We start from the raw sequence: 23934 nt of genomic DNA, 5'->3' as shown, positions 1-23934 counted from the left end.
CTTATTCGGCGTCGTCGCTGTCTTGTTGCGGCGCAGAAGAGCCCTGCGCGCTACCACCGTGGTGATAGTTACTGGAACCGCCGCCAGCATTATTGCTGTGGTGAGACACCGGGCGAGACGGGACAACAGTAGAAATTGCGTGCTTATAGACCATCTGGCTGACCGTGTTCTTCAACAGGATCACGAACTGATCGAAAGACTCAATTTGCCCTTGCAGCTTGATACCATTCACCAAATAAATAGAAACCGGAACACGTTCCCGACGCAAAGCGTTCAGGAACGGATCTTGTAAAGATTGCCCCTTAGCCATTCTCTCTTTTCCTTATATGTATGCTTGTTTTGTACTCAGAACCTTACGATTCTTAAAAAAAATTACGCACGATACCGTTTAATTGTACACGTTCAGTTCTGGCTCGCACCAACAACCTGTAATACTTTGTTGAGCGCTTGTTCAGGTTGTTCACTGTCTAACCAGTGCACACCTTCCCAACCGCGCAGCCAGGTGACCTGACGTTTGGCTAACTGTCTCGTGGCGCAAACACCTCGATAAACCATCTCATCATACGGGATCTCGCCATTGAGGTATGACCACATCTGGCGGTATCCAACACAACGGATGGAAGGCATATCCGTATGCAAATCTCCGCGGGCAAAAAGCGCCCGTACTTCTGCTTCAAAACCTGAAGCTAACATCTGATGAAAACGCTGTTCTATGCGTTGATGGAGCAGTTCACGGCTCGCCGGGGCGATGGCGAACTGATGCACCTGATATGGCAGAGCGTCTCCTGACGTTTGCGTCAGTTCCGTTAAAGTTTTACCCGAAATGAAAAAAACTTCCAGTGCCCGGGAAAGCCTTTGCGGATCATTTGGATGAATACGCGCAGCAGCTACGGGATCGATCGCCTGTAATTGCTGATGTAACGCGTTCCATCCCTGCTCTGCGGCCTGCTGCTCAATCCGCGCTCTGACCTCTGGGTCAGCCGACGGTAAGGGCGACAATCCTTCCAGCAACGCTTTGAAATACAACATCGTTCCGCCGACTAACAGCGGAATACGCCCGGCGGCGACAATATCGGCCATCGCCGCCAGCGCGTCGCGGCGAAAATCAGCCGCGGAATAGGCTTCTGCGGGATCCAAAATATCCAGCAGCCGGTGCGGCGCAGCGCTAAGCTCCGCAGCATCCGGTTTGGCAGTGCCAATATCCATTCCCCGATAAATGAGGGCGGAATCAACACTAATCAACTCTACTGGCAAAACTTTACGTAAGGCTATCGCCAGCGCGGTTTTACCTGAGGCCGTCGGGCCCATTAAAAAAATTGCCTTGGGCAGGCTCGCCTCGGTTACATCATTCATCTTTCAGGGCATTCATCGCCGAATGGAGATCTACAGGTTGTAACAGGCCGCCCGGCGGCGTTTTCACCAGCTGCGGGCAAAGACGTTCGACGTCCGCCAGCAGCGCAATCGCCTGCGCCATATTCCATGACGCCTGTTCGCTCGTCAGATTACGCGCCATCCATTGGGCGATGTTGCCGACGTCGAATGCGTTTTGCTGCGCCAGGTAGCCTATCAGTTCAGGAATCAAGATTTGTAAATTTTGTTGTCTTAAGGGTAAAGGGACCGCGCGCACCGTCACGTGCAGGGCATCGGTATGAAGCTCGATCCCCAACTGCGTCAGCGCCGACTGCGCAGCGGCCAGCGCCCGCTTCTCCCCTTCCGTGACTTTTAACCGCAACGGGATCAGCAGCGGCTGGGCACATACCGCTTCCGTACCCGGCGTCAACTGCGCCTGGCGCAGCCAGCGCTCGGCAACGGTCAACGACAGCAGCGCCAGACTGCCCTCGCGCTCCAGCAGCGCGCAATCGCCGCCGACAATCGTCAGCACTCTGCCAAAACTCTGACTGTGACCAGCCAGTTCCGCCGGGGCGGCGGACGGCTGCGCGGGTCGCGGAGCGGCGGGCGTGTCGAGCAACTGACGATAAAGCGCGCCCTGCTGCTTCTGGTAACCGGGCTGCGCATGCGGCCAGCTCGCGCCGCCAGAACTGCCGCCGGAGGCAGCCGGCTCACGCGACGATGTCATGCTGAATCGGGTTGCCGGTTCACGCGCTTCCGACGGCCGAGCAAACTGGTTGCCGCCTGCGGCGATGCGATTCTCCGGCATCTGGCGCGGCGTCGGCGGGTCGTCTTTTTCCGCCAGCGGCGCATCAAGCTGTTGCTGCAGCACGCTCAGTACGCCCTGGTAGATAAAGTCATGCACCAGGCGAGACTGATGGAAACGCACCTCATGCTTGGCCGGATGGACGTTCACATCCACCTGATGGGGATCGATCTCCAGATACAGCACAAACGCCGGCTGCTGATCGGCCCCCAGCTTGTCTTCGCAGGCCTGGCGGATAGCATGGTTGATCAGCCGGTCGCGCATCATCCGCCCGTTGACGTAACAGTACTGAATTTCCGCCAGCGCCGGGGTGGTATGGAGCGGATCGGCAACCCAGCCGCGCAGGGTCAGATCGCCATGCTGCCACTCGATCTCCAGCGCATGTTCGAGAAAAGCGGTGCCGCAAATGGTTCCCAGCCGCCGCTCCCGCTGGCCATCCTGCGCCACTGCCCGATACTGGCGCATCACCTTGCCGTTATGGCTGAGGTTAATGGTGACGTCGAAGCGCGCCAGCGCAATGCGGCGCACCACTTCGTCAATATGGCCGAACTCGGTTTTTTCGGTGCGCATAAATTTGCGCCGCGCCGGCGTGTTGTAGAACAGATCGAGGACTTCCAGGGTGGTGCCGACCGGGTGCGCCGCCGGCTTCACCGTTACCGCCTGATCGCGGCCTTCGGCATAAGCCTGCCAGGCTTCCTGCTGCTCCGCCGTCCGCGAAGTCAGCGTTAAGCGCGCCACCGAACTGATACTGGCCAGCGCTTCGCCGCGAAAGCCGAGGCTGATAATCGCCTCCAGATCGTCAAGCGAGGCGATCTTGCTGGTCGCATGACGAGCCAGGGCCAGCGCCAGCTCGTCTTTTTTGATGCCGCTGCCGTTATCGCGGATACGAATGAGCTTCGCGCCGCCGCGTTCGATATCAATGTCAATCCGCGTAGCGCCAGCATCAAGGCTGTTCTCAACCAGCTCTTTCACCACCGACGCGGGCCGCTCCACCACTTCGCCGGCGGCAATCTGGTTGGCGAGCTGCGGCGGCAGAACCTGAATCGGCATCCCCTGCTCCTTAGTTAATCAACATCCCGCCTGGCGCTGCGGCGCTGGCGGTCTGCGCCGCCTCCCCTCGAGGCGCCGACTGCAGCGGATGCTGCATAAAGTAGTTACGCAGGCCGTTGTAAATCGCCTGTGCGATCTGCTCCTGGTAATCCTCACTCCCCAGCAGCCGCTCTTCACCGTTGTTACTGATAAAGCCCGTTTCCACGAGGATCGACGGGATATCCGGCGAGCGCAATACACCGAGGCTGGCATGCTCCGGGCGGCGTTTGTGCAGGTTGCCAATGCGCTGCAGCTGGCTCAGCACGTTGGTCGCCACATCGTAGCCGACGCGCTGGGAATGACCGAACTGCAGATCCAGCACCGCCTGGCTCAGATAGGGGTCGGCCTGGCTGTTCGCCAGCACGTCGCCTGCCCCGCCGAGCAGTTCAGACTGCTTCTCATGCTGCTCGAGCCAACCGGCCATTTCGCTGTTGGCGCGACGGTTCGAGAGCACCCACACCGAGGCGCCGGTCGCATCGCGGTTTGGCGCGGCATCAGCATGGATAGAGACGAGGAAGTTGGCGTTTTGCTTACGCGCCACGTCAGAGCGCCCCATCACCGAAATAAAGTAATCTCCGTCGCGGGTCAGCACCGGCTTAAACTGCGGATCGGCGTTCAGTAACGCCCGCAGCTTGCGCGCGATGGCGATAGTCACGTTCTTCTCTTTGGTGCCGTTCGGGCCAATCGCGCCTGGATCCTGGCCGCCGTGTCCGGCATCGATGGCGATAATCACCTTATCATCCGCCGACACCGTACGGGCCGCCGGGCGAGTCACGGTCTGATTGTTGGTCATCGCCGGCTGAGAGGAGGTCATCGCCGTCTGCCGTTCATGGCCCGACGAGCTGAATGGGTTACGCCCTGCCGTCGCCGTCCGGGAAGGCATCACCGGCGGCGGGTCGGCCCGTTTCACCACCACAGGCGGCGGTGGCGGTGGTGCGTCGGCGTTGATGGTAAAGACCACCGTGTAATTCGCCCCGTTCTGCTGCTTCACCGCCCGCGTTTTGCCATCTTCCGTCAGATCCACCAGCAGACGCAGCGTCTGCGTATCCTGCGGCGTACCGGCGCGAATACTTTTCACCAGGTTGCTACCGCTAAACTGCAGCGGTAGTCCCTGCAATACGCCGGTCTGCTTGATATCCAGTGCCACCAGACGTTTGCCCTGTGGGGAAAAGGAGTACTCCGGCTCACCGACAAAGCTCAGGGTAATACGGGCCTGCTGGTCTCCGTTGGAGACCTGGATATCGGATAAACTCGCCGCAGTGGCGTGAAGACTCGACAGCATTAGCGCAGCGGCAAGCCAGGTGGTTATGCGATACTTCATCCCGTCATCCTTCAGGCTAAATGGCTAAACGCGCCAGTAAAGATTCACCCCGTGAGGAGATCGCGGTAATACGCGCCTCACGCCCTTGTGCCTGGTAATCAAGGTGAATTTCAACGTCCGGGTCAGGCAGAACACCTGCGCCTTGCTGCGGCCATTCCACCAGGCAGATGGCATCGTCGGCAAAATAATCACGGATCCCCATAAATTCGAGCTCCTCAGGATCCGCCAGTCGGTAGAGATCGAAGTGATATACCATCAGATTCTCGAGGGTATACGGCTCCACCAGGGTATAGGTTGGGCTTTTGACATTGCCGCGGTGACCGAGCGCCTGCAAAAAGCCGCGGCTGAAGGTCGTTTTCCCCGCGCCTAAATCACCATACAGATAAATCACGGTGGCGCCGGTACAGACCTGCGCGATGCGGTCGCCAAGGGCCAGCGTGGCCTGCTCATCGGGTAAAGGAATCACTCGGTTAATCATGGTCTACGTCAATCACATCCGGGTTAACAACACGCCTGAGCGTGGAAAAGAGATCGGTCGCCAGCATGCCGCGGGTGCCCTCGCGGGCGGCCAGCCGGTCGGCGGCGTCGCCATGAGCGACGCACCCGGCACAGGCTGCATCATACGGCGTCAGGTGCTGTCCTAACAATGCGGCAATAATGCCGGTAAGCACATCGCCCATCCCGCCGCTGGCCATCCCGGCATTGCCGGCATCGATAATGCCCATCGCCCCGCTTTCACGGGCCACCACCGTGCCCGCGCCTTTCAGCACAACCACGCCACCATACCGTTTTACCAGACGCTGCGCAGAAAGTAAGCGATCGCTTTCAATTTCTGCCACGCTGACATTCAGCAGACGGGCCGCTTCGCCGGGGTGCGGCGTTAGCACGCGATTGTGACGTTTATCGGGATTGAATGCCAGCAGGTTCAGCGCGTCGGCGTCCCAGACCATCGGTTTGTTAAAACTTTCCACCGTGCGCAGTGCGCTGCGCCCCCATTCGCGCTGCCCCAGGCCCGGGCCAATCGCCACCACATCAGCCCACTCCAGCGCGGCTTTCAGAGTCTGCGGCGTCAGTTCATCCACCATTAATTCCGGCCGCACGGTGACAATGGGCGCGATGTTCTCAGAGTGAGTAAGCACTCGCACCAGCCCGGCACCGCTGCGTAGGGCCGCTTCACCGCACATACGGATAGCGCCTGCCGTGCCGCGATCGCCGCCGACAATCACCAGCTTGCCGTGATCACCCTTATGGGAGGTGGCCCGCCGCGGCGGCAGCCAGTCGGCGAGGTGGGCGGCGCAAAACCGCGTCAGGGGAGTACTTTGCCCGGCGAGCCAGCGCTCGAGCCCAAGGGCATGATGATGGAGATGCCCGACGACATCCCGCGCCTTGCCGGTCAGCAGCCCGGGTTTGAGGGCGATAAAGGTCAGGGTGTGGTCAGCCTGAACCACTGCACCTGGCGTCGCGCCGGTCTGCGCATTCAGGCCGGAAGGGATATCCAGCGCCACCACCGGCGCCGGGTGGTGGTTCGCCTGGTGGATGAGCGCCGCGACGGGATCGCGCGGCGCACTGCGCAGACCGGTGCCGAGCAGGCCATCAATAATCAGTGAGATATCGTCGGGCCATGGGATAGTCGCCGCATGGATCACACCGCCGGCGTTAAGCCACGCCTCCCGCGCCGCCTGCGCCTCTTCCGGCAGCGGGCTGTCACTCTCTACCGCCAGCAACGTCACCCGCCGCCCCGCGGCCTGTGCCAGACGCGCGACGACATATCCGTCGCCGCCGTTGTTGCCATGTCCGCAGAGGATCAGCCAGTGCGCGCTGGCGGGATAAGCGCGGCTGGCCAGCTGAAAGGCCGCCTCGCCCGCGCGCTGCATCAGTTCGAACAGCGTCAGCCCCAGGCTGTCCGCCGCCTCTCGTTCGGCCAGGCGCAGCGCCTCCGCAGGCCAAATGTTGTATGGTATACTGTCAGGGTTTTTCGTCATTGTATGGTCCATCATGTCACAGCCCCTCGATCTCGTTCAGTTAGCGCAACAAATCAAACAATGGGGCACAGAGCTCGGGTTCCAGCAGGTGGGTATCGCCGATACCGACCTCAGCGCCAGTGAACCCAAACTGCAGGCATGGCTGGATAAACAATACCATGGCGAAATGGAGTGGATGGCCCGTCACGGAATGATGCGCGCCCGCCCCCACGAACTGCTGCCCGGTACGTTACGCGTCATCAGCGTGCGGATGAACTATCTGCCCGCCAACGCCGCCTTTGCCCGCACCCTGAAAGATCCCGCGCTGGGTTACGTCAGCCGTTATGCCCTCGGGCGTGATTATCATAAACTGCTACGTAATCGCCTGAAAAAACTGGGGGAGAAGATTCAGGAACAGTGTGCTTCGCTCAATTTTAGACCTTTTGTCGATTCCGCGCCTATCCTGGAACGGCCAATCGCAGAAAAAGCGGGCCTTGGCTGGACAGGTAAGCACTCACTTATCTTAAGCCGCGACGCGGGGTCATTCTTCTTCCTCGGCGAACTGCTGATCGACCTCCCCCTGCCGGTCGACAGCCCGGTTGCGGAGGAGTGCGGACGCTGCGTCGCCTGCATGACCATCTGCCCCACCGGCGCCATCGTTGAGCCCTACACCGTCGACGCCCGGCGCTGCATCTCCTATCTCACCATCGAACTGGAAGGCGCTATCCCGGAGGAGTTCCGTCCGCTTATCGGCAACCGTATTTACGGTTGTGATGATTGCCAGCTCATCTGCCCGTGGAACCGTTTCTCACAGCTCACCGATGAAGAGGATTTCAGCCCACGCAAAGCGCTGCATGCGCCACCGCTGGTGGAGCTGTTCGCCTGGAGCGAAGCGTGGTTTCTGAAGGTAACCGAAGGGTCGGCGATTCGTCGCATTGGCCACCTGCGCTGGCTGCGCAATATCGCCGTCGCGCTGGGCAATGCGCCCTGGGATGAAGCTCATCTTCGCGCGCTGGAGAGTCGCCGGGGTGAGCACCCGCTTCTCGACGAGCACATCGAATGGGCTATCACTAAGCAAATAAACAAGCGGAACGCCGACGCCGTCGAAGTACAGCTGCCGAAAAAATTACGTCTGGTCAGGGTGGTAGAGAAAGGCTTGCCGCGCGACGCCTGATTCATTCACAGGCTGTGAATAAAATCTAAAACACATTGCGTTTCAAGGCACCGAACAAGGTCAAGTGATCGGATTAACATTTTGAAATGAAATTTAAATGTTAAATTTCAAACAGATAGAAAGATACTATTTACAAAGCGAAGCATTCCCGCCGTCATGGATGAAACCATAACCTGTGGATAACTCTGTTCACAGTATTTCTGAAGATCAAACGAAAATCATCCCCGGCGCTGGATTGCACTGTGGATAAATAAGAGATGGAAGAAAATTTGGAGCGGGAAACGAGACTCGAACTCGCGACCCCGACCTTGGCAAGGTCGTGCTCTACCAACTGAGCTATTCCCGCTTAATCATCGTCATTCAAGCTACCGTGTAGCAACCTGAATACTGCGACTGGTGTGGTATGTCTTTCAAATTTTGGAGCGGGAAACGAGACTCGAACTCGCGACCCCGACCTTGGCAAGGTCGTGCTCTACCAACTGAGCTATTCCCGCGTTACTGCTTTTTTTGCCATATTTTGATGGCGTCGTAATTTGCATTTCTGCGTCGTTACGGGAGGCGCATTATACGAGAATTCGATGCCCCTGCAACCCCCTGACGATCACTTTTTTGCGTTTTTTGTTTAAATGGACATTTTCTCGCCACCTACGCCGCTGAATTGTATAAATAAGCGTCATAACGGGCAAAATTGCTTTTTCCGTCCGGCTGAATGACGCAAAATCGCTCGCATCATATTGCGGTGGCGCGACGTATAACGTGGCCACCACGACGCCAAACAGGGAATTAGCATGAGAAAAGTCCTCACCATCCTGCTGCTGAGCACGCTGGCCATTGGAACCGCGTCAGCCGAGACGCTCCATTTTGGCACCACCACAGCCAATCCACCATTTGTCACCACCAACGGCAAAAATCAGCCCATCGGCTTTGATATCGATCTTGCTCACGCCCTGTGCCAGCAGATGCAGGCGCAGTGCCAGTTTACGGCGCAGCGTTTCGATACCCTGATCCCGGCATTGCGCTTTAAGAAGTTTGATGCGGTGATTGCCGGTATGGAAGTGATCCCAATGCGCGAGAAGCAGGTCGCCTTTAGCCGCCCCTATCGCCAGGCGCTCTCCGGGGTGGTGATCGTCAATAAAGATGTCGCCCATACCTTTGCCGATCTGAAAGCCAAAAAAATCGGCGTGGTGAAAGGCACGCTGCATCAGCACTATCTGCGCGATAAGCAGAAGGCCGTGCAGGCGATCCCTTACGACGACGTCGCCAGCGCTTTAGCCGCGCTGAAAGCCGGCGAAATAACCGGCGTCATGAGCGACTTCGCCACCCTTGACGCCTGGCAACAAGAGAACCCTGACTACGCCATCATGGATGAGCGGGCCACCGACCCGGCTTATTACGGTAAGCAGTATGCGATTGCGGTGCGCAAAGACGATCCGGAGTTGCTGAATGCCATCAACGATGCCCTGACCGCGGTCATGGCGACGCCTGACTTCCAGCAGATGCAGCAAAAGTGGTTTAAATAGCGCGGGAAAGCATACCGGGCCGCACCAGGCCCGGTTTTCACAGCCAGTCGTGGTTTACAGCTTAATGAAATGCTCGCGATAGTAGGCCAGCTCGGCGACCGACTCGCGGATATCGTCCATCGCCTGATGGGTGCCCTGCTTTTTAAAGCCGTCAAGAATTTCCGGCTTCCAGCGGCGAGCCAGCTCTTTCAGCGTGCTGACGTCCAGATAGCGGTAGTGGAAATAGGCTTCCAGTTGCGGCATGTACTTAAACAGGAAGCGACGATCCTGGCCGATGCTGTTGCCGCAGATCGGCGACTTGCCCGCCGGCACCCACTGCTTAAGAAACTCAATAGTCGCCAGTTCGGCATCGTGCTCGCCGACGGTGCTGGCCTTCACGCGATCCACCAGTCCGCTGCCGGTATGCGTCCGTACATTCCACTCGTCCATTAATGCCAGTTGAGCGTCTGACTGATGCACGGCGATGGTCGGCCCTTCAGCTAAAATGTTCAGGTTGGCATCGGTCACCAGGGTGGCGATTTCGATAATGCGATCGCGCTCCGGATCCAGCCCTGTCATCTCAAGATCGATCCAAATGAGGTTGTTTTCATTTGCACTCATGCTATTTTCCACCCTTCTTGCGTGACTATATTCATCTAAAATAGCGTGTATCATAGAGGTTTTGCCCCATCAGGGCGACCAGGAGCCAGTTCGATTGAGTAAAAATAAACTCTCCAAAGGCCAGCAGCGCCGCGTCAACGCCAACCACCAGCGCCGCCTGAAAACCACTGCGGAGAAGGCCGACTACGATGACAACCTGTTTGGCGAAACGTCGGAAGGCATTGTCATCAGTCGCTTTGGCATGCATGCCGACGTTGAATCCGCTGACGGCAGTGTCCATCGCTGCAACATTCGCCGGACAATCCGTTCGCTGGTCACTGGCGACCGCGTGGTCTGGCGGCCGGGTAAAGATGCCGCCGACGGCGTAAACGTCAAAGGGATCGTCGAAGCGGTGCATGAGCGCGCCTCCGTCCTGACGCGTCCGGATTTTTACGACGGCGTGAAGCCTATCGCTGCCAATATCGATCAGATCGTGGTGGTTTCCGCGATCCTGCCTGAGCTGTCATTGAATATTATCGATCGTTATCTGGTGGCCTGCGAGGCGCAGGATATCGAGCCGTTAATCGTTCTGAATAAAATCGATCTGCTGGATGACGATGGCCTGCGCTTCGTCAATGAGCAAATGGACATCTACCGCAATATCGGCTACCGCGTACTCATGGTCTCCAGCCGGACTCAGGACGGCCTCAAGCCGCTGGAAGCGGCCCTGACCGACCGCATCAGCATTTTCGCCGGGCAGTCCGGGGTCGGTAAATCGAGCCTGCTGAACGCCCTGCTGGGGCTGAATGAGGATCAGATCCTCACCAATGATGTCTCGGACGTTTCCGGCTTAGGCCAGCACACCACCACCGCGGCGCGCCTCTACCACTTCCCGCACGGCGGCGATGTAATTGATTCACCGGGCGTTCGTGAATTCGGCCTCTGGCATCTGGAAGCGGAACAAATCACCAATGGCTTTGTCGAATTCCATGATTATTTAGGCCATTGCAAATACCGCGACTGTAAACACGATAACGATCCTGGCTGTGCGCTTCGCGAAGCGGTAGAGAACGGCAAGATCGCCGAAAGCCGTTTTGAGAACTACCACCGCATCCTCGAAAGCATGGAGCAGGTACAGGTAAAAACGCGTAAAAACTTTTCCTCGTCCGATGACTGATCATTAAGCTGAGCGTCACGTCAGGCTCTGCCAGGACGCGGTCAAACTGCGACTAACGCGGATGCCATTTGGCGAGGTTTACGTATAGAATCGTCCCCTTTTTTCAGGTCCCCGCCCGCGGGCGGGGTCAGGAACGACATATCATGGCCTGGAGGCTACTTTGTTAAACGATCTTAAACTTTCACTGCAATACATTCTGCCTAAACTGTGGCTCACCCGCCTCGCAGGCTGGGGTGCGAGCAAACGCGCAGGTTGGTTGACGAAACTGGTCATCGATCTGTTCGTGAAATACTACAAGGTCGATATGAAAGAGGCGCAGAAGCCGGATACCGCGGCTTATCGCACCTTCAACGATTTCTTTGTGCGTCCGCTGCGCGACGACGTTCGCCCGCTGAATACCGATCCCAACGTGCTGGTGATGCCGGCAGACGGCGTGATCAGCCAGCTTGGCGCCATTGAAGACGATAAAATCCTGCAGGCCAAAGGTCATGACTACAGCCTGGAAGCCCTGCTGGCCGGCAACTATCAAATGGCCGACCTGTTCCGTAACGGCAGCTTCGCCACCACCTATCTGTCGCCGCGCGACTATCACCGCGTGCACATGCCGTGCAACGGCATCCTGCGCGAAATGATCTACGTCCCTGGCGACCTGTTCTCGGTTAACCATCTGACGGCGCAGAATGTGCCTAACCTGTTCGCCCGTAACGAGCGCGTCATCTGCCTGTTTGATACTGAGTTTGGCCCGATGGCGCAAATTCTGGTGGGCGCGACTATCGTCGGCAGCATCGAGACCGTGTGGTCCGGCACCGTGACCCCGCCGCGCGAAGGCATTATTAAACGCTGGACCTGGCCCGCTGGCGACAGCGAAGGCTCCGTCGCCCTGCTGAAAGGCCAGGAGATGGGCCGCTTCAAACTGGGTTCCACCGTGATCAACCTGTTTGCCCCGGGCCAGGTGAAGCTGGTCGACTCGCTGCAAAGCCTGTCCGTGACTAAAATCGGCCAACCGCTGGCGACCGCCGTGGAAGCCAGCACCGCTGCTGAACCCGCGCCGTTACCGGAAGAAGAGATCCGCGCCGAACACCGCGCCAGCCCGCTGGTTGACGATACACAAGACCAAGGTTAATTCTTCAGCAAAAAGGGTTATGCCGTGCGCCTGATATACACTTTCCTGTTGGCCTTGAGCCTCAGTTTCGGGGCGTACGCTGCGACAGCCCCGGATGCTAAACAGATAACCCAGGAACTGGAACAGGCGAAGGCGGCAAAGCCCGCCCAGCCTGAAACCGTTGAAGTTCTGCAGTCCGCGCTGAACGCGCTTGAGGAGCAAAAATCGTCCCTCGAGCGCGCCCGTCAGTATCAGGACGTTATCGATAATTTCCCCAAACTGTTTCAAAGCCTGCGCTCCCAGCTCAACAATCTGAGCGAAGAACCGCGCCAGGTGCCATCCGGCCTGACCGCCGATGCGCTGAACCAGGAGATCCTGCAGGTCAGCAGCCAGCTGCTGGAATCGAGCCGCCAGGCGCAGCAGGAGCAGGATCGCGCGCGTGAAATCGCCGACTCCCTGAACCAGCTGCCGCAACAGCAAACCGATGCCCGTCGTCAGCTCAATGAGGTTGAGCGCCGCATCGGCACGCAAACCGGCAACAATGCTCTCGCCCAGGCGCAAAATCTTGCCCTGCAGGCGGAATCGGCGCGCCTGAAGGCGCTGGTGGATGAACTCGACCTCGCCCAGCTTTCCGCCAACAACCGCCAGGAGCTGTCACGCGCCCGTTCCGAGCTGGCGCAAAAGCAGAGCGAACAACTGGATGCCTATCTGCAGGCGCTGCGCAATTTACAGAACAGCCAGCGCCAGCGGGAAGCGGAAAAGGCGCTGGAGAGCACCGAACTGCTGGCGGAGAACAGTGAAAACCTGCCGCCGGACATCAACGCGCAGTTCAAGGTCAACCGGGAGCTCTCCCAGGCGCTGAACCAGCAGGCGCAGCGCATGGATCTGGTGGCGTCCCAGCAGCGGCAGGCAACGAATCAAACGCTGCAGGTGCGCCAGGCGTTAAACACCCTGCGCGAGCAATCGCAGTGGCTGGGCTCTTCCAACCTGCTGGGTGAAGCCTTACGCGCCCAGGTAGCGCGGCTGCCGGAGCGCCCTCGCCCACAGCAGCTGGATACGGAAATGGCACAGCTACGCGTGCAGCGTCTGCGCTTTGAAGATTTGCTGAGTAAGCAGCCGCAGCTGCGGCAGATCCGTCAGGCCGACGGCGAACCGCTGACCAGCGAGCAGAACAAAATCCTGCAGGCGCAGCTGCGCACGCAGAACGAGCTGCTGAACTCGCTGCTGCGCGGCGGCGATACCCTGATGCTGGAGCTCACCAAGCTGAAGGTCGCCAACGGCCAGCTGGAAGACGCGCTGAAAGAGATCAACGAAGCGACTCACCGCTATCTGTTCTGGACTTCGGACGTTAGCCCTATCGGCTTCTCCTGGCCGCTGGAGATTGTCCAGGATCTGCGGCGCCTGATCTCCCTGGATACCATCAGCGAACTGGGCAAAGCCAGCGCGATGATGCTCACCAGCAAAGAGACTCTGCTGCCGCTGTTTGCCGCCCTGCTGCTGGTCGGCTTTAGCATCAGCTCGCGGCGCCATTTCACCCGCTTCCTTGAGCGCTCCAGCGCCCGAGTGGGGAAAGTCACCCAGGATCACTTCTGGCTGACGCTGCGCACGGTCTTCTGGTCGATACTGGTGGCCTCGCCGCTGCCGGTGCTGTGGATGACGCTCGGCTATGGCCTGCAGTCCGCCTGGCCCTTCCCGCTGGCGGTGGCGATAGGCGATGGGGTCACGGCGACCGTGCCTTTGCTGTGGGTGGTGATGATCTGCGCCACCTTCGCCCGGCCAAACGGGCTGTTTATCGCCCACTTTGGCTGGCCGCGTAACCGCGTGGCGAAAGCGATGCGCTACTACCTGATGAGCATCGGGCTGATTGTGCCGCTGATTATGGCGCTGATCATGTTCGATAATCTTAACGACCGCGAGTTCTCCGCTTCGCTGGGCCGCCTGTGCTTCCTGTTGATCTGCGGCGCGCTGGCGGTGGTCACGCTGAGCCTTAAGCACGCCGGTATCCCGCTCTATCTGGATAAAGAGGGGAATGGCGACAATATGGTGAACCGCCTGCTGTGGAACCTGATGCTTGGCGCCCCGCTGGTGGCCATGCTGGCGGCCGCCGTCGGCTACCTCGCCACCGCCCAGGCGCTGCTTGCACGTCTGGAAACCTCGGTCGCCATCTGGTTCCTGCTGCTGGTGGTCTATCACATCATCCGCCGCTGGATGCTGATCCAGCGCCGCCGGCTGGCCTTCGACCGGGCCCGCCACCGTCGCGCGGAAATTCTCGCTCAGCGTGCCCGCGGCGAAGATGAGCCCGTTCACGTCAGCAGCCCGGAGGGGTCGGTGGAAACGGAGATCAGCGAGGTCGACCTCGATGCCATCAGTACTCAGTCGCTGCGGCTTGTGCGCTCCCTGCTGATGCTGATTGCGCTGCTGTCGGTCATCGTGCTGTGGTCGGAAATTCACTCGGCGTTTGGCTTCCTTGAGAATATCTCGCTGTGGGACGTGACCTCGACGGTACAAGGGGTGGAAAGTCTTGAGCCGATCACGCTTGGCGCGGTGTTGATTGCCATTCTGGTGCTGATCATCACCACTCAGCTGGTACGCAACCTGCCCGCGCTGCTGGAGCTGGCGATCCTCCAGCATCTCGATTTAACGCCCGGCACCGGCTACGCCATCACCACCATCACCAAGTATCTGCTGATGCTCGTCGGCGGGCTGGTGGGCTTCTCGATGATCGGTATTGAGTGGTCGAAGCTGCAGTGGCTGGTCGCCGCGCTGGGTGTGGGTCTCGGCTTTGGCCTGCAGGAGATCTTCGCCAACTTTATCTCCGGCCTGATTATCCTGTTTGAGAAGCCGATCCGTATCGGCGATACGGTCACCATTCGCGACCTGACGGGCAGCGTCACCCGCATTAATACCCGTGCGACCACCATCAGCGACTGGGACCGGAAAGAGATTATCGTGCCGAACAAGGCGTTCATTACCGAACAGTTTATCAACTGGTCGCTGTCGGACTCGGTCACCCGCGTGGTGCTGACGGTGCCGGCCCCCGTGGACGCCGATACCGATGAGGTAACGAAAATTCTCATCGCCGCGGCGCATCGTTGCTCGCTGGTCATCGATACCCCAGCACCAGAGGCGTTTCTCGTCGACCTGCAGCAGGGGATCCAGATTTTCGAGCTGCGTATTTTTGCCGCCGAGATGGGGCACCGCATGCCGCTGCGCCATGAGATGCATCAGTTGATCCTGGCGGGCTTCCGCGAACATGGCATTGATATGCCGTTCCCTCCGTTCCAGATGCGTCTGGAAAGTATCGACGGCAGGCAAAGCAGTAAAACCATGACCTCGGCCGGAAAAACCAGCCGCCGTACGGCTGGCGGACTGTAAGTCATCACCTGCCCGGCAGCAACGCCGGGCAGGCTCTCTAACTCTCCATCACCAGCGCGCCGGACGCCATGCGCCGACGGTAGCTTTCGTAGATCCCCAGCGCCAGCAGTGAGAAGAAGATCGGCCCACCGACCATCCACAGGGTGCTGTTCCAGTCCCCGCTGTCGATGACGGGTTGGATAATGGTGAAGATATTGGCGAAGGTCACCACCAGCAACACCACGCCGGTCGCCAGCAGCGTCGACGGTCGGTTTTTGAAAATCACGAACGGCCGGTCGAGATGCGTTTTCGCCTTGAAGAACGGGAAGGCGATGGTCAGGAACAGGTAGGGCAAGGTCATGGAGACATTGGCCATCAGCGTCAGCTTGTTATAAAACGCCGAAGCACTATCCCCGCCGAACGACACCAGCACAATAAACACCCCGACCAGCAGGCACTGCAGCCACATCGCCGCGGCGGGCATGCCGTTGACGTTAAGACGGGTCATCACCGACGGCCAGAGCGCTTTTGGCGTGCCCTGAATAATCGCTTTCAGGGGCGAATAGCTGAGGGTGAAGAATGCACCGGTATAGGCGAGAAACATCGACAGGCCGGTAATACGGGCGAACCAGACTCCGGTCAGGGCCGCCGACTCTGGCGTCAGGTGCAGAGCCTGGCCGAGCGTCGTCCCGAGGCTGGTCATCAGCACATAGGTGATGTTGCCGAGGTTGGTCGAACGCGCGCCAAGCACCTGCTGCCAGTTGGCGCTCACGCCCCACAACACAATCGCCAGCGAGTAACCGACCGAGATAACGATCGCCGCGATGATAATGCCTTTGGCAAAGTTCTTTTCCGGCTTGTCGGTCTTATCCACTAAGCCGCCGACCGCCTCAATTCCGCCGTAGGCAAAGATGGCAAATACTACAAACGACAGCATCGCCATGCCCGACTGATACCCGGGATTAGGTGAAAGGGTGAAGTTTAACGGCTGGGCGAAATGGCCGCCGTTGAGCAGGAGGATCGCCCCACTCACCAGCAGTAGCACCAGGTTAAGCCCCATCACCGCGATACCGCCGACGGCGGTGATTTTGGCGATTTTATTGATCCCTTTGACGGCAATAAAGGTCACGATGCCCATCCAGCAGGCTGCCAGAATGCCCACCGTCTGCGTCGGGGTCAGGCTAGCCAGCGCCCAGGTCTGGGTTTTGTCCGCGCCAAACAAAAAGGTGGATAACGGCACCCAAATTTTAGCCGCCGTACTCACCATCCACACCACGTACGACGCAAACCACATAAAGGTGCCGATGAAAGCAAAGCGCGGCCCGACGCTGTGGTTCATCCAGGAATAGATCCCGCCCTCTTCGCGACGATAAGCCGAGCCCATCTCCGCCATCATCAGCGCGAACGGAATAAAGAAAAAGAGGGCGGAAAAAAGATAAAACGGCATCGCACTGTAGCCCATCAGATAAAACGCCGACGGGCTGTTGGCAAAGCCAAACACCGAAGTGAAGATCATCAGAATCAGCCCAATCAGGCTCATCTTCTTGAATTGTTGATGCATAAATCTATCCAAACGTGGGCATCGCCCAACAGGCAACGCCTGGCCTCAAAAAATGAGCGCGGATAGTAGCAAAAGCACGGAAGGAGATTGTGGGTATTCGGGCTAAAACCGGGACAGCGTGAGTGCGTTGTTTTCAGGGCGGGTCTGTCACCTCCCCCGCTCTCAGGCGGCAGGAGGTGACAGCGCCATCAGGCGCGGTCGACCGTAAAGGCGATCACCTCACCGATGCTTTCGGCACCCAGCGCCAGCATCACTACACGGTCAACGCCCAGCGCGACGCCGGAGCAGTCCGGCAGGCCCGCCTCCAGTGCCGCCAGCAGGTTGTTATCGATAGGCTGCTGCGGAAGGCCGCGCGCGGCGCGTTTGCGGTTGTCCTGCTCAAATCGCAGGCGCTGTTCGCGGGCATCGGTCAGCTCGTGGAAACCATTCGCCAGCTCAATACCTTTGTAGTAAACCTCGAAGCGCTCAGCGACCCGATGATCTTCCGGGCTGATCTGCGCTAAAGAGGCCTGGGTGGCCGGGAAATGATAGATAAACGTCGGCCGATCTTTGCCGATGTGCGGCTCCACGCCCATGGTGAACAACAGTTGCAGCAGCGTGTCGCGATCTTCTTCAGTATCGGCGATATTGCTTAAATCCAGCTTCGCCGCGACTTCACGCAGCTGCGTTTTATCAGCAGAGAGCGGATCAATATCCAGATGACGCTGGAACGCCTGCTGATAGGAGAGGCTTTCCGCTGGCTGACACTCCAGAACCTGCTGCAGCAGGTCGTCCACCTCGTTGATCAGGCGATACATGTCATAGCACGGACGATACCACTCCAGCATGGTGAACTCCGGATTGTGATGCCGGCCCATCTCTTCATTACGAAAGCTGCGACACAACTGGAAAACCGGACCGCAGCCCGCCGCCAGCAGGCGCTTCATGTGGTATTCCGGACTGGTCATCAAGTACAGATTGAGTCCCTGTGAATGGCCCGGGCCGACGAAACGGGTTTCGAACGGGAACAAATGAATATCCGTTACCGTCGCCTGACTCATGCAAGGCGTCTCCACCTCCAGCACGCCGCGATCGGTAAAGAAACGGCGGATTTCCGCCATCACCGCCGCGCGTTTCAACAGATTGGGAATGGGTGCGCTCGGCTGCCAGGTTGCCGTCTCGCTCATGGTACTTTCTCCGGTTACAAACAAGGGCACGAAGTCTACTCGCAACCGGCGAGTGAAACAAATTTTGTGCAATCCCCGGCAGATTACATGCCATTAATCTATCGTTAACCTGAATGCATAAATATCACTGATAAATAACCGCACATATCGATAAAAAAATCGAACACGTCAATTTTCCATACTGACCCTACGGCTATACTCCTGTACCTATAAAGGAGCAGTGATACTTTTTCGCCAGCCCGGCGGCGAAATACACTAAAACTGGAGGAATGTCGTGCAAACTTTTCAAGCCGATCTCGCCGTAATTGGTGCCGGCGGAGCAGGCCTTCGTGCCGCTATCGCTGCCGCACAGGCCAACCCCAATGCCAAAATCGCCCTGATTTCTAAAGTCTATCCGATGCGCAGCCATACGGTCGCTGCAGAAGGGGGATCCGCAGCCGTTGCCCAGGATCACGATAGCTTTGAGTACCATTTTCACGACACCGTCGCCGGAGGCGACTGGCTGTGCGAGCAGGATGTCGTCGACTATTTCGTTCATCACTGCCCGACGGAAATGACCCAACTGGAACAGTGGGGATGCCCGTGGAGCCGCCGCCCTGACGGCAGCGTCAACGTCCGGCGCTTCGGTGGTATGAAAATCGAACGCACCTGGTTTGCCGCCGATAAAACCGGCTTCCACATGCTGCATACCCTCTTCCAGACCTCCCTTCAGTTTCCCCAAATTCAACGCTTTGATGAGCATTTCGTCCTTGACCTGCTGGTCGATGACGGGCAGGCCCGCGGCCTGGTGGCGATGAATATGATGGAAGGCACCCTGGTGCAGATCCGCGCCAACGCGGTCGTGCTGGCCACCGGTGGTGCCGGGCGCGTCTATCGCTACAACACCAACGGCGGCATCGTTACTGGTGATGGTATGGGTATGGCGCTGGGCCATGGTGTGCCGCTGCGCGATATGGAATTTGTTCAGTATCACCCGACTGGTCTGCCGGGCTCCGGGATCCTGATGACCGAAGGCTGCCGCGGGGAAGGCGGGATTCTGGTCAACAAAAACGGCTATCGCTACCTGCAGGATTACGGCATGGGCCCGGAAACCCCGCTCGGCGAACCGAAGAACAAATATATGGAGCTGGGTCCACGCGACAAAGTTTCCCAGGCCTTCTGGCACGAATGGCGGAAAGGAAACACCATCCCGACGCCACGCGGTGACGTGGTCTACCTCGATCTCCGCCACCTCGGCGAGAAAAAACTGCTGGAGCGTCTGCCGTTTATCTGTGAGCTGGCGAAAGCCTACGTCGGCGTCGACCCGGTGAAAGAGCCGATTCCGGTACGACCGACCGCGCACTACACCATGGGTGGTATCGAAACCGATCAGCAATGCGAAACCCGGATTAAAGGGCTATTTGCCGTGGGCGAATGCTCGTCCGTCGGTCTGCACGGCGCCAACCGTCTAGGTTCCAACTCGCTGGCCGAGCTGGTGGTCTTCGGCCGTCTGGCCGGGGAACAGGCCATGCAGCGCGCCGCTCAGACGACCGAGGCGAATAGCGCCGCACTGGATGCGCAGGCTGCGGATGTGGAGCAACGTCTAAAAGCGCTCGTGAACCAGGAAGGTAACGAAAACTGGGCGAAAATCCGTGACGAAATGGGCCTGTCGATGGAGGAAGGCTGCGGCATCTACCGTACGCCGGAGCTGATGCAGAAAACTATCGATAAGCTGGCTGAGCTGCAGGAACGCTTTAAGCGCGTGCGCATTACCGACAACTCCAGCGTATTCAACACCGACCTGCTTTACACCATTGAGCTGGGCCACGGCCTGAACGTTGCCGAATGTATGGCGCACTCGGCCATCGCGCGTAAAGAATCGCGCGGTGCGCATCAGCGTCTGGATGAAGGCTGTACCGAGCGCGACGACGTCAACTTCCTCAAGCACACCCTCGCCTTCCGCGAGGCCGATGGCACCACCCGTCTGGAATATGGCGACGTGAAGATCACCACGCTGCCACCGGCAAAACGTGTTTATGGCGCCGAAGCGGAAGCGGCCGAGAAGAAGGAGACCACCCATGGCTGAGCTGAAAACCCTGAAAGTCGAAGTGGTGCGCTACAACCCGGAGGTCGACACCGCACCGCATAGCGCGTTCTATGACGTGCCCTATGATGAGCAAACCTCGCTGCTGGACGCGCTGGGTTACATTAAAGACAACCTGGCGCCGGACCTGAGCTACCGCTGGTCCTGTCGGATGGCGATCTGCGGCTCCTGCGGCATGATGGTCAACAAGGTGCCGAAGCTGGCCTGCAAAACATTCCTGCGTGATTACACCAAAGGTTTAAAGGTTGAGGCGCTGGCCAACTTCCCAATCGAGCGCGATCTGGTGGTGGATATGACCCACTTTATCGAAAGCCTGGAGGCCATTAAGCCGTATATCATCGGCAATAACCGCACGCCGGACCAGGGGCCAAACAAGCAGACCCCAGCCCAGATGGCCAAATACCATCAATTCTCCGGCTGCATCAACTGCGGGCTGTGCTATGCCGCCTGCCCGCAGTTCGGCCTGAACCCGGAGTTCATCGGCCCGGCGGCGATCACGCTCGCCCACCGCTACAACGAAGACAGCCGCGACCACGGCAAAAAGGAACGTATGGCGCAGCTTAACGGCCAGAACGGCGTCTGGACCTGCACTTTCGTGGGCTACTGCTCGGAAGTGTGTCCGAAGCACGTCGACCCGGCGGCCGCGATCCAGCAGGGCAAGGTGGAAAGCTCGAAAGACTTTCTTATCGCGACCCTGAAACCACGCTAAGGAGTGCATTATGACGACGAAACGCAAACCCTACGTGCGGCCGATGACCTCCACCTGGTGGAAAAAACTGCCGTTTTATCGCTTCTACATGGTGCGGGAAGGCACGGCGGTACCGACGGTATGGTTTAGCATTGTGCTGATTTACGGGCTGTTTGCCCTCAAGCACGGCGCCGAAAGCTGGGCGGGATATATCGGATTCCTGCAAAACCCGGTGGTGGTGATCCTCAATCTGATCACTCTGGCGGCGGCGCTGCTGCACACCAAAACCTGGTTTGAGCTGGCGCCGAAAGCCGCCAACGTCATCATCAAAGGCGAAAAAATGGGGCCAGAGCCGGTCATTAAAGGGCTCTGGGTGGTGACGGCAGTGGTCACCGTGGTAGTCCTGTTTGTCGCTCTGTTCTGGTAAGGAGGCTGAGATGATTAATCCCAATCCGAAACGTTCCGACGAACCCGTATTCTGGGGGCTGTTTGGCGCTGGCGGTATGTGGGGCGCGATTGTCGCGCCGGTGATGGTGCTGCTGGTCGGCATCTTGCTGCCGCTGGGGCTCGCCCCGGCCGACGCCTTCAGCTATGAACGCGTGCTGGCCTTTGCCCAAAGCTTTATCGGCCGCGCGTTCCTGTTTCTGATGATTGTCCTGCCGCTGTGGTGCGGTCTACACCGTATTCACCACGCCATGCACGACCTGAAAATCCATGTGCCCAACGGTAAGTGGGTCTTCTACGGCCTGGCGGCAATCCTCAGCGTCATCACCCTCGTTGGCGTACTGTTTATCTGATCCTGCAAGAGCCCGGCTGCATTTCTGCTACCGGGCTCGCTTCATAGAAAAATCTTGCCGCCTTTTCCCTGCTGGACTCTACACTTAGCTTAAAAGCCAGCAAGGAACATGCCATGCGTATCCTGCCGATAATGACCGCGATTGCCGTCTCGTTCCTGTCTGTCGCCTGCAGCACGCCCACCCCGCCGCCGGGCGTCACCGTAGTCAGCCCCTTCGATGTTCAGCGCTATCTGGGTACCTGGTATGAAATCGCCCGCTTTGACCACCCTTTTGAGAGTGGGCTGGAAAAGGTCACGATCGCCTGGCACCCACGTGATGACGGCGGTCTGGACGTGACCAATAAAGGCTATAACCCCGACCGCGGCATGTGGCAGAAAACGGACGGGGTGGCCTACTTTACCGGGGAGCCCAGCCGCGCCGCGCTGAAGATTTCCTTCTTCGGCCCTTTCTACGGCAGCTATAACGTCATTGCGCTGGATAAGGAGTATCGTTACGCGCTGGTCTGCGGCCCCGATCGCGATTATCTCTGGCTGCTGGCGCGGGCGCCCACCATCGCTCCGGAGGTCAGGCAGCAGATGCTGGATATTGCCACCCGGCAGGGCTTTGATGTCAGCAAACTGATCTGGGTCAATCAGCGCTACAACTAGTGCGCGCTAATCTTCAGTCCAATGATGCCGACCACGATGCAGGCGAGACTGGCGATACGCATAACGCTGGCGGATTCACCCAACAGCACAATACCGGTCACGGCGGCGCCCACGGCGCCGATCCCAGTCCAGACCGCGTAGGCGGTACCGACAGGCAGGGTTTTCATCGCCCACGAAAGCAGCGCCATGCTGACGACCATCGCCACGATGGTGATGACGCTGGGAACCAGCCGGCTAAAGCCATGGGTATATTTCAGGCCAACGGCCCATACCACTTCCAGCAGACCAGCGATAAACAAGACAATCCAGGACATAAGGCTCCTTTGCTGGGGCCGTCCCCTGATGAGAAACGCCTACGGGTCGTCCCGTAAGGTGGATGAAAAGTCGCAGTGAGTATAGCTAACAGGATAGGGGAAGTGAAGAACGGTACGGCGTAAAACCGTACCGTCGACGGCGTTTATTGCTGAGCTTTGGTTGCCGCGCCAGAGATTGCGCTACCGCCTTCTGAAATATCCTGACCCACTCCGCGCGTAGTGTTACAAGCAGTCAGTGCTGAAGAGAGGACCAAAACCGTAAAGAACGCTGCAATCGTTTTTTTCACCATAATGTCATCCTTAGTGTCAGTTTTGTTTTCATGCCCTATAAGCATAGACAAACCGTCCAAAGATGAAGGGATCTTTGCGTTTTTTAAGAGAAAAGGAGTATTAATGGAGGAGCCTGACATATCGGTAGGCAAGCGCCATTAACGAAACGGCAGGGAAATTTAGCTCACAGCGTGAGAGATAGCGTGGCCCAGGCCCTGAATATCTTCACCCACACCGCGGGCGGTATTGCAGCCAGCCAGCAGGACGCTGCTCAGAAAGAGTAACACCAGGAGTTTAACGCTGCGCTTCATGTGTCGTGCTCGTCGTACCTGTAAGGAGAGAGCGGCGCAGCACGGAGGCTGCGCCGGTCATCATGACGCGAAATTACTTCACGCGGGATACGTATTCGCCAGAGCGAGTATCCACTTTGATCACTTCGCCAATCTGAACGAACAGCGGAACCTTAACCACCGCGCCGGTGGACAGGGTCGCTGGTTTACCGCCGGTACCCGCGGTGTCGCCTTTCAGACCTGGATCGGTTTCCACGATTTCCAGCTCAACGAAGTTCGGCGGGGTGACCGCGATCGGCTGGCCGTTCCACAGGGTCACGATGCACTCAGCCTGATCCAGCAGCCACTTAGCGTTGTCACCGATTGCTTTCGCGTCAGCAGACAGCTGCTCGAAAGTTTCGTTGTTCATGAAGTGCCAGAACTCACCGTCGTTGTACAGATAAGTCAGGTTCATATCGACAACGTCCGCGCCTTCTGCGGAATCGGTAGATTTGAAGGTTTTCTCAACACGGGTACCGGTCAGCAGGCGGCGCAGCTTAACGCGTGCAAACGCCTGGCCTTTACCTGGTTTAACGAATTCGCTGGCTTCTACCGCATAAGGTTCGCCATCTAACATGATTTTAAGACCAGCACGAAAATCGTTGCTATAGTAAGTCGCCATAAGGCCCTCTGAAATTGTTTAACTG

23 protein-coding genes and 2 tRNA genes are annotated in these 23934 nt (G+C 58.3%); 10 read left to right on the top strand and 15 right to left on the bottom strand.

Going from position 1 to position 23934, the window contains the following annotated elements; translation table 11 throughout:
- Position 1: 1 nt before the first annotated feature.
- The 6 genes from hfq to nnr form a co-directional block, all read right to left on the bottom strand.
- A complete protein-coding gene (gene hfq / locus CWM61_RS11010; protein WP_002885659.1) occupies positions 2–310 on the bottom strand; it encodes an RNA chaperone Hfq in 309 nt (102 codons plus the stop codon).
- Between the two features lie 92 nt (positions 311–402).
- Entirely contained in the window at positions 403–1353 is a 951-nt protein-coding gene (miaA, locus tag CWM61_RS11005) for a tRNA (adenosine(37)-N6)-dimethylallyltransferase MiaA (RefSeq protein WP_061156030.1), read from the bottom strand.
- A complete protein-coding gene (mutL, locus tag CWM61_RS11000; protein WP_100631233.1) occupies positions 1346–3205 on the bottom strand; it encodes a DNA mismatch repair endonuclease MutL in 1860 nt (619 codons plus the stop codon). The genes miaA and mutL overlap by 8 nt, the downstream gene beginning before the upstream one ends.
- A gap of 10 nt (positions 3206–3215) precedes the next feature.
- A complete protein-coding gene (gene amiB, locus CWM61_RS10995) occupies positions 3216–4565 on the bottom strand; it encodes an N-acetylmuramoyl-L-alanine amidase AmiB (protein ID WP_100631232.1) in 1350 nt (449 codons plus the stop codon).
- A 16-nt stretch (positions 4566–4581) separates the two neighbouring features.
- A complete protein-coding gene (gene tsaE / locus CWM61_RS10990) occupies positions 4582–5043 on the bottom strand; it encodes a tRNA (adenosine(37)-N6)-threonylcarbamoyltransferase complex ATPase subunit type 1 TsaE (protein WP_008807197.1) in 462 nt (153 codons plus the stop codon).
- Entirely contained in the window at positions 5036–6547 is a 1512-nt protein-coding gene (gene nnr / locus CWM61_RS10985; protein ID WP_165785145.1) for a bifunctional ADP-dependent NAD(P)H-hydrate dehydratase/NAD(P)H-hydrate epimerase, read from the bottom strand. The genes tsaE and nnr overlap by 8 nt, the downstream gene beginning before the upstream one ends.
- A 13-nt stretch (positions 6548–6560) precedes the next feature.
- Between nnr and queG the strand changes: the two genes are divergently transcribed.
- Positions 6561–7700, top strand: coding sequence for a tRNA epoxyqueuosine(34) reductase QueG (queG, locus tag CWM61_RS10980; RefSeq protein WP_074387284.1), 1140 nt, complete (start codon positions 6561–6563; stop codon positions 7698–7700).
- A 270-nt stretch (positions 7701–7970) separates the two neighbouring features.
- On the opposite strand, the gene CWM61_RS10975 is transcribed toward queG, so the two are convergent.
- A tRNA-Gly gene (locus tag CWM61_RS10975) sits at positions 7971–8046 on the bottom strand.
- Positions 8047–8118: 72 nt separating this feature from the next.
- Positions 8119–8194: transfer RNA gene (locus CWM61_RS10970), tRNA-Gly, on the bottom strand.
- A gap of 294 nt (positions 8195–8488) precedes the next feature.
- Between CWM61_RS10970 and CWM61_RS10960 the strand changes: the two genes are divergently transcribed.
- Entirely contained in the window at positions 8489–9220 is a 732-nt protein-coding gene (locus CWM61_RS10960; protein WP_100631231.1) for a transporter substrate-binding domain-containing protein, read from the top strand.
- 54 nt (positions 9221–9274) lie between these two features.
- Here the strand turns inward: CWM61_RS10960 and orn are convergent, their stop codons facing one another.
- Positions 9275–9820 carry an oligoribonuclease gene (orn, locus tag CWM61_RS10955; protein ID WP_074387286.1) on the bottom strand — a complete coding sequence of 182 codons (546 nt, stop codon included), beginning with the start codon at positions 9818–9820 and terminating at the stop codon, positions 9275–9277.
- Between the two features lie 94 nt (positions 9821–9914).
- Here orn and rsgA point away from each other — a divergent pair, with 94 nt between their 5' ends.
- The 3 genes from rsgA to mscM all read left to right on the top strand — a co-directional run bounded on the left by rsgA (position 9915) and on the right by mscM (position 15453).
- Positions 9915–10976, top strand: a complete 1062-nt coding sequence (gene rsgA, locus CWM61_RS10945) for a small ribosomal subunit biogenesis GTPase RsgA (RefSeq protein WP_061156037.1) — start codon at positions 9915–9917, stop codon at positions 10974–10976.
- A gap of 160 nt (positions 10977–11136) precedes the next feature.
- Entirely contained in the window at positions 11137–12099 is a 963-nt protein-coding gene (asd, locus tag CWM61_RS10940) for an archaetidylserine decarboxylase (RefSeq protein WP_012969117.1), read from the top strand.
- A gap of 24 nt (positions 12100–12123) precedes the next feature.
- A complete protein-coding gene (gene mscM, locus CWM61_RS10935) occupies positions 12124–15453 on the top strand; it encodes a miniconductance mechanosensitive channel MscM (RefSeq protein WP_100631230.1) in 3330 nt (1109 codons plus the stop codon).
- 37 nt (positions 15454–15490) lie between these two features.
- On the opposite strand, the gene yjeM is transcribed toward mscM, so the two are convergent.
- Together yjeM and epmA are read right to left on the bottom strand one after the other, a co-directional pair.
- A complete protein-coding gene (gene yjeM, locus CWM61_RS10930) occupies positions 15491–16993 on the bottom strand; it encodes a glutamate/gamma-aminobutyrate family transporter YjeM (protein ID WP_074387290.1) in 1503 nt (500 codons plus the stop codon).
- A gap of 188 nt (positions 16994–17181) precedes the next feature.
- Entirely contained in the window at positions 17182–18159 is a 978-nt protein-coding gene (epmA, locus tag CWM61_RS10925; protein ID WP_008807206.1) for an elongation factor P--(R)-beta-lysine ligase, read from the bottom strand.
- Positions 18160–18433: 274 nt separating this feature from the next.
- Here epmA and frdA point away from each other — a divergent pair, with 274 nt between their 5' ends.
- The 5 genes from frdA to CWM61_RS10900 all read left to right on the top strand — a co-directional run bounded on the left by frdA (position 18434) and on the right by CWM61_RS10900 (position 22374).
- Positions 18434–20224 (top strand): fumarate reductase (quinol) flavoprotein subunit, encoded by a 1791-nt coding sequence (gene frdA / locus CWM61_RS10920; RefSeq protein WP_061156040.1) that lies wholly within the window; start codon positions 18434–18436, stop codon positions 20222–20224.
- Positions 20217–20951, top strand: a complete 735-nt coding sequence (locus tag CWM61_RS10915) for a succinate dehydrogenase/fumarate reductase iron-sulfur subunit (protein ID WP_061156041.1) — start codon at positions 20217–20219, stop codon at positions 20949–20951. Before frdA ends, CWM61_RS10915 begins: the two co-directional genes overlap by 8 nt.
- A 10-nt stretch (positions 20952–20961) precedes the next feature.
- A complete protein-coding gene (gene frdC / locus CWM61_RS10910; RefSeq protein WP_074387291.1) occupies positions 20962–21357 on the top strand; it encodes a fumarate reductase subunit FrdC in 396 nt (131 codons plus the stop codon).
- A gap of 10 nt (positions 21358–21367) precedes the next feature.
- The gene (frdD, locus tag CWM61_RS10905; RefSeq protein WP_061156043.1) at positions 21368–21727 is read left to right on the top strand and encodes a fumarate reductase subunit FrdD; all 360 of its coding nucleotides are present in this window, start codon (positions 21368–21370) and stop codon (positions 21725–21727) included.
- Between the two features lie 113 nt (positions 21728–21840).
- Entirely contained in the window at positions 21841–22374 is a 534-nt protein-coding gene (locus CWM61_RS10900; protein WP_074387292.1) for a lipocalin family protein, read from the top strand.
- On the opposite strand, the gene sugE is transcribed toward CWM61_RS10900, so the two are convergent.
- From sugE to efp, 4 genes are all read right to left on the bottom strand, one after another.
- On the bottom strand, positions 22371–22688 hold the full coding sequence (gene sugE, locus CWM61_RS10895; protein WP_049157131.1) for a quaternary ammonium compound efflux SMR transporter SugE: 318 nt from the start codon (positions 22686–22688) through the stop codon (positions 22371–22373). The genes CWM61_RS10900 and sugE overlap by 4 nt on opposite strands.
- Positions 22689–22831: 143 nt before the next feature.
- A complete protein-coding gene (gene ecnB / locus CWM61_RS10890) occupies positions 22832–22978 on the bottom strand; it encodes a lipoprotein toxin entericidin B (RefSeq protein ID WP_004206423.1) in 147 nt (48 codons plus the stop codon).
- A 159-nt stretch (positions 22979–23137) separates the two neighbouring features.
- Positions 23138–23269, bottom strand: coding sequence for an entericidin A/B family lipoprotein (locus tag CWM61_RS10885; RefSeq protein WP_025712607.1), 132 nt, complete (start codon positions 23267–23269; stop codon positions 23138–23140).
- A gap of 73 nt (positions 23270–23342) precedes the next feature.
- A complete protein-coding gene (gene efp / locus CWM61_RS10880) occupies positions 23343–23909 on the bottom strand; it encodes an elongation factor P (RefSeq protein ID WP_004206421.1) in 567 nt (188 codons plus the stop codon).
- Between the last annotated feature and the right edge of the window lie 25 nt (positions 23910–23934).

It is taken from the genome of Klebsiella sp. K-Nf6 (assembly GCF_002806655.1).
GTDB lineage: Bacteria > Pseudomonadota > Gammaproteobacteria > Enterobacterales > Enterobacteriaceae > Klebsiella > Klebsiella variicola.
This window is presented reverse-complemented; position numbering and strand designations above follow the sequence as displayed.

Excerpts from the sequence above, each read along its gene's own strand:
- hfq (WP_002885659.1), bottom strand. The coding sequence starts at position 310 with ATGGCTAAGGGGCAATCTTTACAAGATCCGTTCCTGAACGCTTTGCGT.
- miaA (WP_061156030.1), bottom strand. The coding sequence starts at position 1,353 with ATGAATGATGTAACCGAGGCGAGCCTGCCCAAGGCAATTTTTTTAATG.
- mutL (WP_100631233.1), bottom strand. The coding sequence starts at position 3,205 with ATGCCGATTCAGGTTCTGCCGCCGCAGCTCGCCAACCAGATTGCCGCC.
- amiB (WP_100631232.1), bottom strand. The coding sequence starts at position 4,565 with ATGAAGTATCGCATAACCACCTGGCTTGCCGCTGCGCTAATGCTGTCG.
- tsaE (WP_008807197.1), bottom strand. The coding sequence starts at position 5,043 with ATGATTAACCGAGTGATTCCTTTACCCGATGAGCAGGCCACGCTGGCC.
- nnr (WP_165785145.1), bottom strand. The coding sequence starts at position 6,547 with ATGACGAAAAACCCTGACAGTATACCATACAACATTTGGCCTGCGGAG.
- queG (WP_074387284.1), top strand. The coding sequence starts at position 6,561 with ATGTCACAGCCCCTCGATCTCGTTCAGTTAGCGCAACAAATCAAACAA.
- CWM61_RS10960 (WP_100631231.1), top strand. The coding sequence starts at position 8,489 with ATGAGAAAAGTCCTCACCATCCTGCTGCTGAGCACGCTGGCCATTGGA.
- orn (WP_074387286.1), bottom strand. The coding sequence starts at position 9,820 with ATGAGTGCAAATGAAAACAACCTCATTTGGATCGATCTTGAGATGACA.
- yjeM (WP_074387290.1), bottom strand. The coding sequence starts at position 16,993 with ATGCATCAACAATTCAAGAAGATGAGCCTGATTGGGCTGATTCTGATG.
- epmA (WP_008807206.1), bottom strand. The coding sequence starts at position 18,159 with ATGAGCGAGACGGCAACCTGGCAGCCGAGCGCACCCATTCCCAATCTG.
- CWM61_RS10915 (WP_061156041.1), top strand. The coding sequence starts at position 20,217 with ATGGCTGAGCTGAAAACCCTGAAAGTCGAAGTGGTGCGCTACAACCCG.
- frdC (WP_074387291.1), top strand. The coding sequence starts at position 20,962 with ATGACGACGAAACGCAAACCCTACGTGCGGCCGATGACCTCCACCTGG.
- frdD (WP_061156043.1), top strand. The coding sequence starts at position 21,368 with ATGATTAATCCCAATCCGAAACGTTCCGACGAACCCGTATTCTGGGGG.
- CWM61_RS10900 (WP_074387292.1), top strand. The coding sequence starts at position 21,841 with ATGCGTATCCTGCCGATAATGACCGCGATTGCCGTCTCGTTCCTGTCT.
- sugE (WP_049157131.1), bottom strand. The coding sequence starts at position 22,688 with ATGTCCTGGATTGTCTTGTTTATCGCTGGTCTGCTGGAAGTGGTATGG.
- ecnB (WP_004206423.1), bottom strand. The coding sequence starts at position 22,978 with ATGGTGAAAAAAACGATTGCAGCGTTCTTTACGGTTTTGGTCCTCTCT.
- CWM61_RS10885 (WP_025712607.1), bottom strand. The coding sequence starts at position 23,269 with ATGAAGCGCAGCGTTAAACTCCTGGTGTTACTCTTTCTGAGCAGCGTC.
- efp (WP_004206421.1), bottom strand. The coding sequence starts at position 23,909 with ATGGCGACTTACTATAGCAACGATTTTCGTGCTGGTCTTAAAATCATG.